This window comes from Olivibacter sp. EAT-5 (assembly GCF_044784325.1).
GTDB classification, from domain to species: Bacteria; Bacteroidota; Bacteroidia; order Sphingobacteriales; family Sphingobacteriaceae; genus Olivibacter; species Olivibacter oleidegradans.
The window spans coordinates 4,297,844-4,313,112 of record NZ_CP173028.1 but is presented as its reverse complement, the minus strand read 5'-3'; the positions used below and the strand labels follow the sequence as shown (position 1 = coordinate 4,313,112).

The window sequence follows — 15,269 nt, the reverse complement described above, 5'->3', positions numbered from 1 at the left end:
GCTTCCTTATGTGTAAAACCATGAACATCAAAGCGAATATTGATATATTCAATTGGTAATGACGGAAATCCGTGTCCTGCGTTCCGCACACTCAAGGCACAGCCATCTCATTAAAGTGGAGTAAAATGTAAAAGACCCGGCAAAAGCCGGGCCTTTTAGGGTTTGGTGGAGCCGGAGGGATTCGAACCTTTATTCATCACAGAACAAGCCATTTCATTAAAAAGCTTTAAATATAGCTTTTACGCATGTTTAAACGAAAAATTTAGAAATAATTTGAAACGCAGATAAAGAAAAATATGCTACCATTTTTGCTACCCTATTGTTTTTAGGTAGCAATTTACGTACCTTTGAATTGAGTTTTAATTGCAGTAAAAATGAAAGGTACTACACGGTTAAACTTGCGGCTTGATAAAGCTAGCAAGAACGGAAAATGCCCTATTGAAATAATCTATTCGGTACGCGGCCAACGTAAATACATCTATCCTGGTGTTAGCGTTTTTCCTGAACAATGGGATGAGGAAAATCAGAAGTTCGTTTATTTTGCTAAAAAATCCCTGTACAAGATCGCTGCTCGCTTTAAGGCGTATAGGATCGCCAACAGTATCAGCATTAAGCAACTATCGAAAGAACTACACATTGACAAAAACGTTATCACCCAAATTGAAAAGGGTATGATAAAGCCTAGCAGCGATATATTAAAAGCACTTTATCAGAAGTACAAGATTGATCCCAATATTATAACTAAAGGAACCACCAGTGACGGTATAGCAATACTTCCGGACCGACAATTTGACAGCCTTGCAGATACTGATGATATTTCCACCTTTGAACGTATTATATCAGAAGCTTTGCTACAACTGGAAAGGATCGAAAAGAAATTCGAAGTCAATGACATACCATTTAGTGCGGAAATGGTTGCGGGCGCCTTCAAGGAGAGTAAAACCGGCCCAACAAAGAAAGAATCATCATCTAAGTTGGTTTACGAGTTTATTGATAGATATATTATAGAAAACGCTCCAAGTCGGGCAAAAGGCAGTTTGGGCGTATATAAGTCACTGCGAACACACCTACAGGCTTTTGAAGCTCACACCAAAAGAAAGGTCAGATTCGACGAAATCAATTATGCGTTCTTCCAATCATTTCACAATTTCCTTATCGAACATAAGACTGAAAAAGGAAAAACACTCAACAACATCACTATAGCAAAACAGTTAAGCACACTAAAAACATTTCTCGGCTACGCCAGAAAACATGGCATAGTTACTAATGATAGCTATCGGGACTACAGGGTCTCAAGACAAGACCTTGAAGTCATTGCACTTACAGAGAGGGAGTTTTTGACGCTTTACCACCTTGATCTATCAGATAACAGCAAAAAAGCTCCCTTATCATTTGATGAACAGGGGAACGTTATAAAATGGATTTCCTATGAATCACTTGCTAAGGTGCGTGACGTCTTTTGTTTCAGCTGTACAATGGGCCTAAGATACTCCGATTTAGCTCAACTTAGATGGAACCATATAAAAACCACCGAAATCAAGATAACCGTCAAGAAGACTAAAAAGCCTCTTATAGTTCCGATTAATGGTTATGCTGAGGAAATATTGTCTCGATACAAAGATTGCGTCTATCCCCTTCCCGTAATCAGCAATCAGAAATACAACGACTATATTAAAGCTTTATGTCGACTTGCAGAAATCAATGGAATGGAGCAGATCATAAGACTTAAAGGAGCTAAAGAAATATCTACATTTCATCCAAAATATGAATTAATCTCCGCCCATACAGGCCGGAAAACCTTCTGTACGCTATCTTTGGAAAGAGGTGTGCCTGCGGAAACCGTCATGGCTACCAGTGGGCACCATGATTATAAGTCATTTAAGCGCTATGTTAAGATTACTGAAGAGCGTAAGCGAAACGAAATGCAGAAAGCATGGGGCGCACCTAAAATATTGAAAATTGTTAATAAATAAAATGCGATGAAAAATCCCATAGAAGGTAAATATTCAACCAAACCGCCAATTAAAGGAGACAGAAAACACGACGCAGAGGCCGCTGCTAGATTCGTCGCTTTCCGGCTGTCAGTTGGCCGGACACAGGCTGAACTATCCGATGAAATTGGAATAAGCAGAAAGACGATAAGCCAAATCGAACGGGCTGTAAGTTCGATAAATAAAAAAGTTCGTGATCACATGCGGTTAAGGTACGGCATGAATTTGAATTGGCTAGACACTGGGTTAGGAGAAGATAGAACGGTAGATAATCGTATTAAAAACGATAACACGACCTTACTTGCTAAAATTTCCAGAATGGAAGTTGAGTTGAATGATTTGAAAAATCTAGTGGTAGACCTAATATCTAAACTTGACGGTTTGGATACGACAAATAAAAAATAAAGGGGGCTATTCAGCCCCCTTAAAAAACACTCTTGAAATCTTTAAATCGGAGGCCCTTGCAACTTCAAGTTCTGCCCTATCTAGCCTCCACTTCGTATTCTTTCCTGCTTGCCGTTTAGTCACCTTCTTTTTCTCAATCCATCTATCCACATTTGAACGGCCATATATCCTGTAAGCTTCGTTTTTACTTAAATCTGGCTTAATCGCGCCAGTTCTTCCAAGAACCTCCGTAACAGCTATTGTTACAGCAGATTGCAACAGGTGCATTGTCTCACGCTCTGAAAAAATCTTCTGTTCCATAATATCTTATTTTAAGTGGTACACAGTGAAATACCGTATATCTTTAAACGTGCACTTAAGTTAATTTAGTTTGCTATGTACGACTGATCCATTATATCCTTAGCCTTTAATATGGGAGCTAACACTAAACATTCTTCTCCCTCGTCATCGATTCTGTATTCCCACTGACGAAAATCATCGTATGGCCACGTGCCACCATGTACCATACAAAATTTCATAATAGCGCGCTCCTTATCTTTAAACGTCTTGCAATGTCTCATAGCCATTATAAACAGCTCGTTCCTAACTCCCACGCAAGCCTGTATACATCTATCGAAAGCGGACACAATGCTTCTTAAAGATTCTAGTGTTTCGGCACGTTTCCTATCTGATAGGTTAACATCCATTGTAGTGGTCCGTTTCATTGCTATAAAGAGGTTGTTTGTTTCTTACCTATTTCAGTATAGTGCGCGACTAGTTCAAACGATTTTTCCTCGCATTCAGAGGTCGACATTTGTTTACCTAAGTAAATCTGATTATATACTGCATAAATATCCATAAGTTTGTGGAAACATTCATTATCAAGAGCATCAAAGAAGCTATGAAGGTTTTTAAGCACATTCCCGGCATCATTGTAGAAGTTGCCCATAACCTCGTTTGCACCTTCAAGTATTAGACACCTGAAAAGTGATACCACCACCTGTTTATAGATCTGTGGGGACAGGTCACTACAGTCAAAGTTTAGAAGTTTAATTGCGTAATCGGTAGCGTCATTAACACTGACACTATCATAAATTTTAAGCAAATTATTTTTAGTGCTATCAGACAGCCAATCGGCATTTTTTACATCGATATTAATATTTTTAAACATAATCTTATGGATTAAAAGTTAAAGAATTTAGTCTTAGTTGCTTTAAGACATAGTGCCGTCCAAGTGTTTCCATACATATTCCCTGGTTGGAGCTACCCACTCACCGTAATTTCCGCTTACGAATATCTGTTCCGTTGGAATAATGAAGTCACGGTATTTTACGGTTGTTATAAATCCCTTCTTTTTATCAATGGATCCGAACTCGATACTGAAATGACTTATTTTAACCCAGTATCGGGTCAACCTATTGACATACTCAATCATAAGATTCGCCGCAATTTCGATTGGATCCATCCACCCATCGAATCGAGGGATTAATTGAACGATCTCTTTAATTTCTCCATCAAGACAGTACAGCGTAGCTTTAACGTACCGATCATTGGGCTTAACAGGAAGATTGTTGTTTGTTCCATTGCAGGTTTCGCTAGCCTGCGGTCTTAATTGGGTAGTTCCCATGGTAATTTTTATTAAACAGCCCGGTCGCTGCGAAACCACTCCAAAGCATGGAAAGTTTCGGTACTTGCAACCGATCGCCGGGCATTATTGTTAATAAATTTTTTTCTGAATTTCTTCAGAGTAGTTTCGCATTACAAACATGCGAACAATGACACAATATTACCAAATTTATTTTCAATTAACCTTAAGTGTTAAAAAATTGCTTACTGTGAGTATTTATTTGGTTAAAGTTGGACAATATTTACATATTAGTTACAAATATTTCACAATATACGCTAACTTCAGATTCCGTATATTTGAGTAAAAGTTCACGTTTGTTAATGATTTAGACAAAATGACTCAGCGGCTTAACTTATTACATAGTTTTACCATTCAGGATGTCCGGTGTTTGATGCCCTATTCGAAGATCCCTGCATCAGGAACACATGAATTTAGTTTAACGCTATGCAACAGAGCAGGTTTATTTATAGAGGTATCAGGTGATATTACAATAAAAGGGGACAGAGGTGTTGCGAACCTTTTGTACTCATTTAGCGGCTCTCAGATGCATCAAAGGATCGGTATAGTGTCGACACCCTCAAATATTGGGAACGGCCGAGTATGGTTCTTTTTTTGCCCTTTTAAAGGGAACAGATGTAGAAGGCTGTACCTATTCAAAGGATATTTCATGGATCGGCATAATTTTGATCATCTATATAAATCTCAAACCCTAACCCCGAACCAAAAGAATTACCTAAAGATTTCAAAAGCTGTAGAAAAACATCGGTTGCTTAATATAGTGGCAGTGGAACGGGATGGCCGCAAATTCTACTATAAAGACAAACCTACTAAGTGGTTTACTCCCCTCCTGTCCGCTCGAAAATTTATTGAAGGTATAGACGTGGAAGCCTACAAAAAAAGCGCATTGAAATACGATTGGGTACGCTATTTCTAAAGATTGACTATGTCACAATCGATAAACAGTTAAAATGTTTAAAATCAGCATATTAAAATGTGATTAATACTACGCAATTGCTAAAATTTGATAAGTATAATGAGCTATCAAATTTTGAGTTTAATACCCACCAAGAGTTTTGCACCTCCATAAAAAAAGGTGATAAAAATCAACTTCACTAATTTAACTCTACTAAAACTAATCAACTCCCCTAGTAGACTTAAAAAACCAGTGGAGTTAATGAAACTTAACTTACCTAACGGAACTTCCCTATAGGGGGTTCCAGGTTAGTAGAGTTGAACTCTGAAAAAACATCAACTCAACTAAACTAAAATTGCTAGGCTAGTAGGTTAACTTAAGACAATCAGCCGTCGGTAATGCCTACATCCAAAGGTGAATCAAAAACACACCTTGACGGAAAAATATCATAAAATTGCCACCATAAACGCTACCAATTAATTCAATGATCTATAATTCAATAATTTACATGTCTAAAATTGGATAAATGTGGATTATAACCTAAAATGGAGAATATCACAAAAAGTTACACGTATAAACCATATATTCCCATATTTTTCAGAAATGTTACATCGTTTTTCAATACATTATATACCTATAAATCAATAATTTATTCACGAATTTGTGCTGCATTTTATTATTTTTTGGTTTATACATGTAACCTACGTAAATTTGTAATACAAAATAGTCAAACTATGTTAGTAGTAAACAACAAAGAAGAATTCAAACATTTGCTTATTGAATCACTACTTGAAGCTGGACTGATTCATGAAGCAAAGCCGGTAAGTACTGAATCTAAACAGCAGGAAATTATCGATAATCTAACACTTATGAGTCGATTAAATATTTCCCAGCCTACTTTGAGGCAATGGCGAAATAAGGGAAAGATAAGATTCATGAAGATAGGCGGATGCTATCGGTACAATTGGAAGCATGTGTTGGAAGATTTAGAAAGAAAGGGGGCTTAGATGGACAAACGAACAACCCCCACTCTACATTCAGAACAACACAAAGATAGCGAGGAAAAGCTTATCTACCAAGCTCTATCTCAAAAACAACCACGAAGTCGAAGGGATCTGTCTAATGCGACCAATCTTGAGATTGCATCACTTTGTAGGGCTTTACACGGTCTAGTCTACTTTACAGGAACCGTAAAAATTGCCTATTACAAAAAATGTCCATTAACAGGGCGATCAGTGATGCACTTTGCTCTAAAAGATTGGGAGGACAAATAATGAAGATCCTTGAAGGTAAGCAACCAATAGCTGACTTTGGCGCTCATATTAGTGATGATGGCTTAGATTGCTCTATTGAGGCGCTGAAAAGCTCATTTCAGATCAATACAGCGGGTGACCTTCTTGCTAGAAACATTAGAGAAATACCAACTCTACTAGACGGTTTTTTCCCCTCCGTGGGGTTAGTTCTTTTAGCCGGTAGTTCAGATGCAGGAAAATCAATGTTTACCAGAAATCTCGCTATCAACCTTTGCGCAGGCAGAGATGAATATATAGGTTTCAAGTTTAATCCTATCCATAGAAAAGCAATAGTAGTGTGCTCAGAAGATGATGACTTAGCGATAAGCTATGTACTGAACAGGCAAACGAAAAACTTTACACCAGACGAAAAGAAGAATTTAAACGACTCCCTGCAGTTCATATTTGACAGCGAAGAGTTGATAGAGAATATTGAAGCCATCCTTAAACGCCAACCAGTGGACCTAATAGTGATAGACACGTTGGGAGACCTTATAAACGATATAAAGGACAATAGTGAGATGCGTAAGTATCTTACTAAATTCAGAAAGCTCACATTGGATCATCGGTGTTTAATTTTATTAATGCACCACACAAATAAAAAGACCGAACACCTGGCTCCAAGCAAGAGTAACATAATGGGTGCAGCCGGTCTAGAGCAAAAAGTAAGACTGGCTCTTGAGTTAAGGTCAGATAGCAACAATCCCGATTACAAACACCTTTCAGTTCTTAAAGGAAACTACCTAAGCAAGGAATATAAAAATGCCAGTTACGTCCTAGCATTCAATGAGGAAGATTTCACATTTTCCAACACAGGAGACAGAGTCGATTTTGACAACCTTGTAACCCAAGAGCCAAACGCTAAGAAGCCTGACCAAAGGAAGTTACCTGATTACTCTGAGATAGATATAGAAGAGTTAAAAGGAATTCTCAGGCCTACGTTCAATGTACGGAAAGAAGGCTATTTGACTACTCAACTTATCCCAATATTCGCATCCAACCTGAAGGCCCATTTTAACTTACCTAAAGCTCCTGGAAGAGATAAGGTAACTGAATTCATAGAGCGACTAAAGAACGACGGAGTACTTGACCAGCGCGCCAAGAGTGGAAGATACGCACAAATAACCTTTAACGATGTAAGAGATGAATAAGACTTTACTACAATCTCAGTGCTCTTTATTCAGGCCTTATGAGATACAAGGACAATGGGCTATGGGTACGACGCCAAACGTGGTAAACTTTGTTGATGTTTTAACAAAACCTGCTCAAACTGAGTTGATAGCGAAGATAAGGTCATTACCGTACAAATCGGATGAGCAAAAAGCACTAAAAAAACAACTTCTAGCTATAACACCTTCAAGTATACAGGTAGGCGGAAGAGGATCGGATTTTCACGAATCACACACGGGCTTTATGGCTTTCGACATCGACAACATTGAAGGTAAAATAATCTCGACTTTTGATCTTATCTCAAGAATACCCTACGTCCAATATTTAGCCAGATCAGCAAGCGGTAACGGTTTGTGGGGGCTGATGAAAATTTCCGATACAGATAAGCATAAAGAGCATTTTGATGCCATGGAGTCATCATTCTTGCGTATGGGCATAAAAATAGATCCTGCCCCAAGCAATGTTGCCTCCATTCGCTTCTTAGCGTTCGATGAAGATGCTTATTTCAACGAATCGGCATTGACATTTGATAAATTAATCAAAGCGCCTGAGACGTCTAAAAAAAGCCTTAAAACAAATGGGTCAAAATCGTTCAGTACATCAGATGGAAGGATGCTTATAGAATGGTTTAATCGTAACGTAGATGAAAGCACGATCGACACCATTTTGGTTAACTACGGATTCACCTTTCATAGCAGGAAAGGTGATAGGATAAGATACACTAGACCTGATAAAGCGGTAAGAGCTGGACTAAGCGTAGATTATCATGTAGATCGCCGCACGCTCTTCGCTTTTAGTAGCGAGACACCGTGCATAGAACACTTTAAAAAAGATAACGGAGGCTGGAGCGCATCGCCTATAACCTTGCTCTTGCATTATTACTGCGGAGGCAACGGTAAAGACGGCTGGCGAAAAGCTTTCGAAACAATTAAATCACTTCAATAAACAATTAAATTCAGAACAAAATGAGTAAAAGAAAAAAATCAGAAAACAGGGTCAAAAGACGATCTAAACTCAAGAAAAAACCGGACAGTGGATATATTATGGTATCGGTGGGCAGCCCGTATTTCTCTCAAGCTATAGCCAGACTTTATGAAGACATCCAGGCTAATTTGGAGTTTGGGATGACTTCTAAGGTTTATGGTGGGATCATGTTTATCAGGCTTTTGACCAACGGTAAAGAGGATATATTCATAGGGGTAAGAAACGGTTATTTAATTACCGTTGTGCAGGAGATAAAAACCAGACACTTTTCAGCAACGATTGATCTTCCCTTTGTGAAGTCTTTGGGTTACAACTCGGTAGAGGAGTTCGTTGGCAGTGACGAGTTCTTAGATGACGTAAATGCGCACAAGGAGGCAAGAGGATTCTTCCCGTTACAGCAAACCGCAAGTGACTTATTTAGGGTTATCAGGGAGGCAAGGTTATGAGCAAAATAGAAAAAATATCAATCCTCGATTACGGAAAGGCTGTAACAGCGTTGAAAAACACTGCCCTCGACAACTATCATGTTCCATTCGTAAAACGTGTCTTCGCCGGTATCATTTTTCTTGAAGTGTACACTGACGGTAAACAATACATCTTCGAGTGCGATAGAAATGACCATGAAGTGTGGTTGTTACATGATATTGAGACGAAAGAGAATTCCTTTTATCTGAGCAAGCCACTTGCATTGTCTCTGGACTACGAATCACTTGAAGCTATGCTCGCTAGCGACGAATTCTTGGACAGTTTAAACGACGTGAAAAGAGATAAAGGGGTGATGCCGATTCAAGAGGATAGCGCCTGCGTGATAAAATCTATAATAAATCAAATTAAAAACCAAAAACAATAAATATGAAAACAGGAAACAAAACCTTTGAACCTATTTTAATCCACGACGGAACCAAAGAGGCTGATAATTTTATACTGAAAATTCAGCGTTTAGCATCTGAGTTAAAGAAATTAAAAGCCGATTTCATTGAATTCGCTGAGCCTTTAGGGGGCGTATGGAATAAACAAACAGCCAAAACCGCTATCAATGGTGTAATGGTTACCTTGATAGATAACCTATGTATCGATTTCATTGGGAAGCAGAATAAATATCTTAGGAACGCTGTGGATAAAGAGCTGGCTAGGTCACGAGGGGGCTTCGATAGCAAATTATACGCTTTTAATAACGCCGTTGAGAGATCAAGAACGGATAGCATATATGGCTACTACCCTAGCGAATTAATCAGCTCAGATTTTCTACCTATCAACGATGTAGGTGAAATTGTTGTTACAGATGAATACAAAGCATTAGTAAAGGAGCAATTCAATAAATACATAACAAATGAAGAAGATGCTATAATTCTATCATCGGTGAAATCACTATTAAAGGAATGGGAGGAGATGAAGTCTAAGCTCGGGAACTTATCTCTCAAGCTATTGGCCAGCATGAAAAAGGATGGTATCGATGGGTCAGATCTAAAGATGCCATCAGGTAAAACCCTAGCGTGGGCAGTTGAACAAAATAAAGAAAAATTAAACAAATAAGGAGGTAATATGAATTTAAGTGAAATAGCTCAACAGGTTGCGGCTGACGTAGAAAAACAAGAAGAAGCAGCCAAAAAATCGGATGCAAACGGAATGCCTGAATGGGCGAAGCAGATGGCGTCGGACATAAAAGCTTTAAAGGGTTACTCGGAAGGTGTAGCACAAAATGAAAACAATAATAGAGTAGCTGAATTATTGATGGCCTTAGCAGAGTCCACCCAATCTCATAAAGAAAAAGCAATTAAGAACATGAAACGTATGAGATTTGAATCAGACGATGATTTTAAGGCGTTTCTAGAAGATGAAAAATCTTATGCTCAATTCTTAGAGCAGGAGTCTACAAATTCAAAATTAGGCAAAGATTTCCCTAAGCCGGGAGTGCCTGGCTTTCGAGAATACGACGGCGGTAATGTGATTGATGAGGTATTTAAACTTTTAAATATTTAAGTATGTACACCCCTCCTTACCAGGGGTGATTTTACATTAAATGCAAATGATAAAATTCAAACTAAAAGCCAAGTTCACGAACGCCGACATAAAAAAACGGGCAAAAGAAATAATAGAGGCAAACCACCGGTACATACACACTTCACTCGATGCGGTTGGACTTCAGTTCATCATAGACGCTAGATCGAAAACCCCTGATCAAGGCGGATTTAATGATGATACAGGTAATCTTAGATCTTCAATAGGCTACCTTATCGCTTTCAACGGGAAGGTTATAGGTAGCAAATTTGACGGTCAAAAATCGGAGGGAAGAACAAAAGGTAAGGAAGCTGCTGAGAAAGTTACAAACGAACATCCCGTTGGGTGGGCAATAATTTTCGTAGCCGGTATGGAATACGCATCGTATGTGGAGGGCTATGGTTACGACGTAATAACAGGATCCGCTATTAAAATAAGTGCAAATGTAAAAGACATGCTGGACCGTCTTGCCTCCAGTGTGTTCGAAAAAATATAGGTTATAATCCTCCTGACTCTTTTAAAATAATCCAAAATTCACTATCAGGCCGATATACAACGGAATTATTGAGGTTTGGTAGTGAAATTGGTAGTAATCCCCCCCTACCCCACAACATTAAATTACTTTTTTGACGGTCTACTTTCCCGTCTCTTCTGGAAAACACGACCGATTTACCACGCTGTATTTAAGGGTTAATTTTATGTGTTTCCTATTGTGTCATTTGGAAACACGAGTGTTTCGTTCGGTTTCATTTAGAACCGAAATTTACATCAAATACAAGCGACATGAATAAAGAGTATTTACGCACACCACAGGCAGCAGAATTTCTTAGCATTTCTGAATTAGCGTTACGCCTTAGAGTGTCAAGAGGATCGATAAGAGCTCACAAAGTCGGTAACAAGCTTTACTTTAAGACTGATGATTTGAGGAATTTTATAGAGAATGGAGGTAAAAGTTGCCATCGCTAAAATATGTGTTAGAGGTTGACGATAGTGCGTTAGAAAGGGCTATAAGAAACGCAGAGAGACGTTTGCATGGTCTTGAGGGGTCAACTACGCAAGCAGCGAACCAGTCTGCCAATGCCATGACCAGGCTAGAGAAAGCCATCATAGGCGCATTCTCTGTTCATACAATCCAAAGTTTTGTATCAGAGCTAGTTAAGGTTCGTGGTGAGTTTCAGCAACTAGATATAGCATTCACCACGATGTTAAAGAGCAAAGAGAAATCAGATAAGCTAATGGCCGAGCTGATCCAGTTTGCTTCTCAAACTCCTTTTGGGCTTAAAGATTCGGCTAAAGCAGCAAAACAACTACTCGCGTACGGATCATCCGCTGAGACTGTCGTAGATGAGCTAAGAATGCTCGGTGACGTTGCCGCCGGTGTATCTGCCAACATCGGCGACATTGTATATCTTTACGGCACATTGAGAACACAGGGACGCGCATATGCGGTGGATATAAGACAATTTGCGGGCAGAGGAATCCCTATTTACGAGGAACTTAGCAAGGTCCTTAAAATAAACACAGAAGACGTTGCGTCATTTGTGGAAGCGGGCAAAGTTGGCTTTAAGGAGGTGGAGCAGGCCTTCAGGAACATGACTGCCGTAGGGAGTATGTTTGGCGGATTAATGGAAAAACAGAGCGCATCTCTCACAGGTCAGATAGAAAAACTCGGTGACGCATGGGACGTAATGTTGAACAAGATTGGCCAATCTAATGAGGGCACTATCGGTAAGTCAATAGAATTGCTTGCGGATCTTGTAGAGAACTATGAAAAGGTGGTGGAAGTTATTTCGCTACTGATAGGCGCATACGGATCCTATAGGGCTGCTTTACTTGTTACAATTGCCCTTGAGAAGTTAGCTATCGCCAATCGCGCAGGTGTAACGGCTTCTTTCGCGCTTCAATATGCTCAATTAGCATTGTTACAAAAAGCTCAAGCCGCTTACAACGCAATACTGGCAGCATCTCCGGTGGCCGCTTATACTGCTATCATAGGTGCTTTAGGGCTAGCTATTTATTCGCTCACTCAGACAGTAACCGCGGCGGAAGAAGCCCATCAGGCGTTAAATAAGGTTCAGGAGGAGAGCGCAAAAACTGTATCATCGGAAATACGCTCCATTGAGAACCAAATTTCAGTCCTTAAGTCCAGCACCGCATCGGCGGAGCAGAAGGCATCTGCTTACGACCGCTTGAACGGTATGACGAAAGGTGCAGTCAAGGGATATTCCCAAGAAGAAATAGCGGCTGGAAAAGCAAAAACAGCAATTGATGAATATATTAAAAGTGTTCAACGTGCTGCTGACGCAAGATTGGCCTTCGCTGAATTTAACAGATTAGGTGATGAGATTGATGAACTGGAAAGAAAGGGTATCGACGCACTTTCTTGGTCGCAAAAGTTAGGCCAGTCTTTGAAGAACACCTTTGCTCCAACTTCCCAAGGTCTTAGTGCCGGCGAATGGTGGGACGGACTGTTTGGTAGCGATTCAGCAAATAAACGGATTGTAGATCAAGTAAGGAACGCCAAAAAGACCGCACAGGAAGAGATAAAGAAACAGTTCGCGGATATTTGGAACGAGGCCGTAACCGGTACTCCTGATGACCAACCTAAGACGAGGTACACCCGACCTCGCACTGTTGATGTTATAGAGGCAGAGATTAAATCCTTGAAGGAAAAACAGGCAGCAGAATCAACAACACAGGAGCAATATAAAAAATTCCAGAAAGAGATAATAGCCCTTGAGAAAGAATTGCAGGCCATTACAGGGAAAGCAAGTAAAGAGAGCAAGAAAGAGTTGAGTGATCGAAAAAGGTTCCTTCTAGAGTTAGCTAAAATTGAGGACGAAGTATCCCGCAAATCCCTGACCGCAACGGAGGAAAAAATCCAGGCAGAACGCGATAGGTTTGCGCAATTACGCAGGGAAGCACAAGAGCTTGGCCTCGGTGATGGAGTCGAAGTGCGTATAGATCGGGCTGAGGCCAAGGCAACTAATGATATTACCTATTCAGAAAATACGGGCATACTGACCAAACAACTTGAACGCCAAAAGCAAATGTGGGAAGATTATTACACCGCATTAGATGGTATCAGCGAGGAATATGCAAAACGAAAATACAATATTGACCTGGACTATGAGAAAAAATTACAGGACGCTATTGCGCCGCTAATGGTGAGAAAACTAGATGGGACTATCACTGGTGTTGAGGAAGAACGGTTAAAAAAGTTCGTAGACCTACAAGAGGACTTCGGGCGTTTACAGGAGCAACGAGAACAAGAAAGGTATGCGAGAGCTTACGATGCAGCCAAGACTTACGGGCAACGTATTGAGGAAATCGAACGCCAGTACCAGGAAAATATAACGGCACTTGGTGATTCTGCCAGTAAAGAGCAGTTAAATCAATTGAAACGTAACAGGGACGAACAGATCAGCCAAGAAACATCCGCCGCAATACGTCTTGAAACTAGTTGGGAGGATACCTTCATGAATATGTTCCGTATGGGACAAAAAGCTACTCGTCAATGGCTGAAGCAAGCTCGTGATAGAATCGAAGTAGCAAAACTTGAAGGCAAGATTACAGCGCAGGAGTACAGCCGGATAGTTAATGAGATCGAGGATAAAACTCATGAGCTAAATCTTCAAAATCCTTTCAAGGGGATTGGCGATTCACTGGACAATTATCGTAAAAAAGTAAAGCAATTCGGGAAAGGAAGCGACGAGTCAAAACTTGCTTTCAAAGATCTTGCGGACGTTGCAAGCGAGTCGTTTAATATTGCTGCTCAATCACTATCGGAATTAGGACAGGGATTGCAGACACTTGGGATAGGCAGCGAAGGATTGCACGAGACTTTAGGCAAGGTCACTAACCTGTTGGGTGGTATTGGCGAATTAGGTAAAAGTATCGCCAATGGAAATGTTGGCGGAATTGTTACCGGTACAATAAAAACGTTAACCTCTGTAATTGACTTGTTCAATACCAAAGATAAGCGACTACAGAAGCAGATAGAAGGATATAAGGTTGCCTTAAAGGCGCTTGAGGTTCAATATGATTCATTACAGAGAAAAATAGATCAAAGTGTTGGTAAGAGCTATTATGATGATAGTGAGGCGGCAATAAGAAACCTTCAAGAACAGATACGCAATCTTGCCGCTCAAAGGGATGCCGAAAGCAAGAAGAAGAAAAAAGATAAAGATGCTATTGAAGCATACAACGACGCAATACGTAATGCTGAATTCGCTATTGAAGACATACAGCGGGCGATAAGTGAAAATCTATTGCAGACAAACTTTAAACAATTATCTGATAACCTCGCCAATGCCTTACTAAGTGCGTTTGAGGCAGGAGAAAACGGTATACAGGCGTTGAATAAGACATTTGATCAGTTCATTAAAAATGCGCTCGCTAACAGTCTTAAGCTAAAGCTTATTGAGCCTCTAATAAAAAATATGACTGATGATCTCACGGAGTATATGTTAGATCACAACAAATCACTTTCAAGTTATGATTTTACTGGATGGAGAGAGCAGCTAAACAAAGCCGGTAAGGATTTCAATCAGGCTCTAGAAGAAGCTTACAAAGGTTTGGGATTGAAAAAAGAAGGTAATACCTCGGCAAGCTCAGGCTTGGCCGGCACAATAGGACGTTCAATCACCGAAGACACGGCCAATAAATGGATGGGAGTTCAGCTAAACATCTATTCGATCAACAAGAACCTTCTTTCGGAAGCACAGACACAGACTAAAATCATGCAATCACACATGGGCTTTGCGCAGCGCAATTTGGATGCAGCACTTAACATTGAAAGAAACACTGCCGGTACGTGGGATGAGATGAAAAACGCTGTGTATGAGCTGAAAGCAATAAATAAAAACACATCTTCTCAACCCTCCTTAAGAGGATATACGGCTTAATTT

The 15,269-nt window shown here is 39.9% G+C and carries 17 protein-coding genes; 13 read left to right on the top strand and 4 right to left on the bottom strand.

Features of this window, described 5'->3' with window-relative positions; genetic code table 11:
* The first annotated feature begins 374 nt into the window (after positions 1–374).
* Together ACH11B_RS17890 and ACH11B_RS17885 are read left to right on the top strand one after the other, a co-directional pair.
* Positions 375–1,973 carry a phage integrase SAM-like domain-containing protein gene (locus ACH11B_RS17890; protein ID WP_377609200.1) on the top strand — a complete coding sequence of 533 codons (1,599 nt, stop codon included), beginning with the start codon at positions 375–377 and terminating at the stop codon, positions 1,971–1,973.
* Between the two features lie 6 nt (positions 1,974–1,979).
* Entirely contained in the window at positions 1,980–2,396 is a 417-nt protein-coding gene (locus tag ACH11B_RS17885) for a helix-turn-helix domain-containing protein (RefSeq protein ID WP_377609202.1), read from the top strand.
* Positions 2,397–2,402: 6 nt separating this feature from the next.
* Here the strand turns inward: ACH11B_RS17885 and ACH11B_RS17880 are convergent, their stop codons facing one another.
* The 4 genes from ACH11B_RS17880 to ACH11B_RS17865 all read right to left on the bottom strand — a co-directional run bounded on the left by ACH11B_RS17880 (position 2,403) and on the right by ACH11B_RS17865 (position 4,002).
* Complete coding sequence (locus ACH11B_RS17880) at positions 2,403–2,696, bottom strand: hypothetical protein (protein ID WP_377609204.1); 294 nt, start codon at positions 2,694–2,696, stop codon at positions 2,403–2,405.
* Positions 2,697–2,761: 65 nt separating this feature from the next.
* Positions 2,762–3,100, bottom strand: a complete 339-nt coding sequence (locus ACH11B_RS17875; protein WP_377609206.1) for a hypothetical protein — start codon at positions 3,098–3,100, stop codon at positions 2,762–2,764.
* A 2-nt stretch (positions 3,101–3,102) separates the two neighbouring features.
* Positions 3,103–3,546 (bottom strand): hypothetical protein, encoded by a 444-nt coding sequence (locus tag ACH11B_RS17870; RefSeq protein ID WP_377609209.1) that lies wholly within the window; start codon positions 3,544–3,546, stop codon positions 3,103–3,105.
* A 42-nt stretch (positions 3,547–3,588) separates the two neighbouring features.
* Positions 3,589–4,002, bottom strand: a complete 414-nt coding sequence (locus ACH11B_RS17865; RefSeq protein ID WP_377609211.1) for a hypothetical protein — start codon at positions 4,000–4,002, stop codon at positions 3,589–3,591.
* Between the two features lie 667 nt (positions 4,003–4,669).
* Here ACH11B_RS17865 and ACH11B_RS17860 point away from each other — a divergent pair.
* The 11 genes from ACH11B_RS17860 to ACH11B_RS17810 all read left to right on the top strand — a co-directional run bounded on the left by ACH11B_RS17860 (position 4,670) and on the right by ACH11B_RS17810 (position 15,266).
* The gene (locus ACH11B_RS17860) at positions 4,670–4,936 is read left to right on the top strand and encodes a hypothetical protein (RefSeq protein ID WP_377609213.1); all 267 of its coding nucleotides are present in this window, start codon (positions 4,670–4,672) and stop codon (positions 4,934–4,936) included.
* A 713-nt stretch (positions 4,937–5,649) separates the two neighbouring features.
* A complete protein-coding gene (locus ACH11B_RS17855; RefSeq protein ID WP_377609215.1) occupies positions 5,650–5,922 on the top strand; it encodes a helix-turn-helix domain-containing protein in 273 nt (90 codons plus the stop codon).
* Positions 5,923–6,128: 206 nt separating this feature from the next.
* On the top strand, positions 6,129–7,358 hold the full coding sequence (locus ACH11B_RS17850) for an AAA family ATPase (protein WP_377609217.1): 1,230 nt from the start codon (positions 6,129–6,131) through the stop codon (positions 7,356–7,358).
* Positions 7,351–8,322: a BT4734/BF3469 family protein gene (locus ACH11B_RS17845; RefSeq protein ID WP_377609219.1), complete on the top strand. Its 972-nt coding sequence runs from the start codon at positions 7,351–7,353 to the stop codon at positions 8,320–8,322. Before ACH11B_RS17850 ends, ACH11B_RS17845 begins: the two co-directional genes overlap by 8 nt.
* 20 nt (positions 8,323–8,342) lie before the next feature.
* Positions 8,343–8,807, top strand: a complete 465-nt coding sequence (locus tag ACH11B_RS17840; protein ID WP_377609221.1) for a hypothetical protein — start codon at positions 8,343–8,345, stop codon at positions 8,805–8,807.
* Entirely contained in the window at positions 8,804–9,211 is a 408-nt protein-coding gene (locus ACH11B_RS17835) for a hypothetical protein (RefSeq protein ID WP_377609223.1), read from the top strand. The genes ACH11B_RS17840 and ACH11B_RS17835 overlap by 4 nt, the downstream gene beginning before the upstream one ends.
* A 2-nt stretch (positions 9,212–9,213) precedes the next feature.
* Positions 9,214–9,894: a hypothetical protein gene (locus ACH11B_RS17830; RefSeq protein WP_377609225.1), complete on the top strand. Its 681-nt coding sequence runs from the start codon at positions 9,214–9,216 to the stop codon at positions 9,892–9,894.
* Positions 9,895–9,903: 9 nt separating this feature from the next.
* Positions 9,904–10,341: a hypothetical protein gene (locus ACH11B_RS17825; RefSeq protein WP_377609227.1), complete on the top strand. Its 438-nt coding sequence runs from the start codon at positions 9,904–9,906 to the stop codon at positions 10,339–10,341.
* Between the two features lie 46 nt (positions 10,342–10,387).
* On the top strand, positions 10,388–10,855 hold the full coding sequence (locus tag ACH11B_RS17820; protein ID WP_377609229.1) for a hypothetical protein: 468 nt from the start codon (positions 10,388–10,390) through the stop codon (positions 10,853–10,855).
* Positions 10,856–11,142: 287 nt separating this feature from the next.
* Positions 11,143–11,325 (top strand): helix-turn-helix domain-containing protein, encoded by a 183-nt coding sequence (locus ACH11B_RS17815; RefSeq protein WP_377609231.1) that lies wholly within the window; start codon positions 11,143–11,145, stop codon positions 11,323–11,325.
* Positions 11,313–15,266 (top strand): tape measure protein, encoded by a 3,954-nt coding sequence (locus ACH11B_RS17810; RefSeq protein WP_377609233.1) that lies wholly within the window; start codon positions 11,313–11,315, stop codon positions 15,264–15,266. Before ACH11B_RS17815 ends, ACH11B_RS17810 begins: the two co-directional genes overlap by 13 nt.
* The last annotated feature ends 3 nt before the right edge of the window (positions 15,267–15,269 follow it).

Excerpts from the sequence above, each read along its gene's own strand:
- ACH11B_RS17890 (WP_377609200.1), top strand. The coding sequence starts at position 375 with ATGAAAGGTACTACACGGTTAAACTTGCGGCTTGATAAAGCTAGCAAG.
- ACH11B_RS17885 (WP_377609202.1), top strand. The coding sequence starts at position 1,980 with ATGAAAAATCCCATAGAAGGTAAATATTCAACCAAACCGCCAATTAAA.
- ACH11B_RS17880 (WP_377609204.1), bottom strand. The coding sequence starts at position 2,696 with ATGGAACAGAAGATTTTTTCAGAGCGTGAGACAATGCACCTGTTGCAA.
- ACH11B_RS17875 (WP_377609206.1), bottom strand. The coding sequence starts at position 3,100 with ATGAAACGGACCACTACAATGGATGTTAACCTATCAGATAGGAAACGT.
- ACH11B_RS17870 (WP_377609209.1), bottom strand. The coding sequence starts at position 3,546 with ATGTTTAAAAATATTAATATCGATGTAAAAAATGCCGATTGGCTGTCT.
- ACH11B_RS17865 (WP_377609211.1), bottom strand. The coding sequence starts at position 4,002 with ATGGGAACTACCCAATTAAGACCGCAGGCTAGCGAAACCTGCAATGGA.
- ACH11B_RS17860 (WP_377609213.1), top strand. The coding sequence starts at position 4,670 with ATGGATCGGCATAATTTTGATCATCTATATAAATCTCAAACCCTAACC.
- ACH11B_RS17855 (WP_377609215.1), top strand. The coding sequence starts at position 5,650 with ATGTTAGTAGTAAACAACAAAGAAGAATTCAAACATTTGCTTATTGAA.
- ACH11B_RS17850 (WP_377609217.1), top strand. The coding sequence starts at position 6,129 with ATGTCCATTAACAGGGCGATCAGTGATGCACTTTGCTCTAAAAGATTG.
- ACH11B_RS17845 (WP_377609219.1), top strand. The coding sequence starts at position 7,351 with ATGAATAAGACTTTACTACAATCTCAGTGCTCTTTATTCAGGCCTTAT.
- ACH11B_RS17840 (WP_377609221.1), top strand. The coding sequence starts at position 8,343 with ATGAGTAAAAGAAAAAAATCAGAAAACAGGGTCAAAAGACGATCTAAA.
- ACH11B_RS17835 (WP_377609223.1), top strand. The coding sequence starts at position 8,804 with ATGAGCAAAATAGAAAAAATATCAATCCTCGATTACGGAAAGGCTGTA.
- ACH11B_RS17830 (WP_377609225.1), top strand. The coding sequence starts at position 9,214 with ATGAAAACAGGAAACAAAACCTTTGAACCTATTTTAATCCACGACGGA.
- ACH11B_RS17825 (WP_377609227.1), top strand. The coding sequence starts at position 9,904 with ATGAATTTAAGTGAAATAGCTCAACAGGTTGCGGCTGACGTAGAAAAA.
- ACH11B_RS17820 (WP_377609229.1), top strand. The coding sequence starts at position 10,388 with ATGATAAAATTCAAACTAAAAGCCAAGTTCACGAACGCCGACATAAAA.
- ACH11B_RS17815 (WP_377609231.1), top strand. The coding sequence starts at position 11,143 with ATGAATAAAGAGTATTTACGCACACCACAGGCAGCAGAATTTCTTAGC.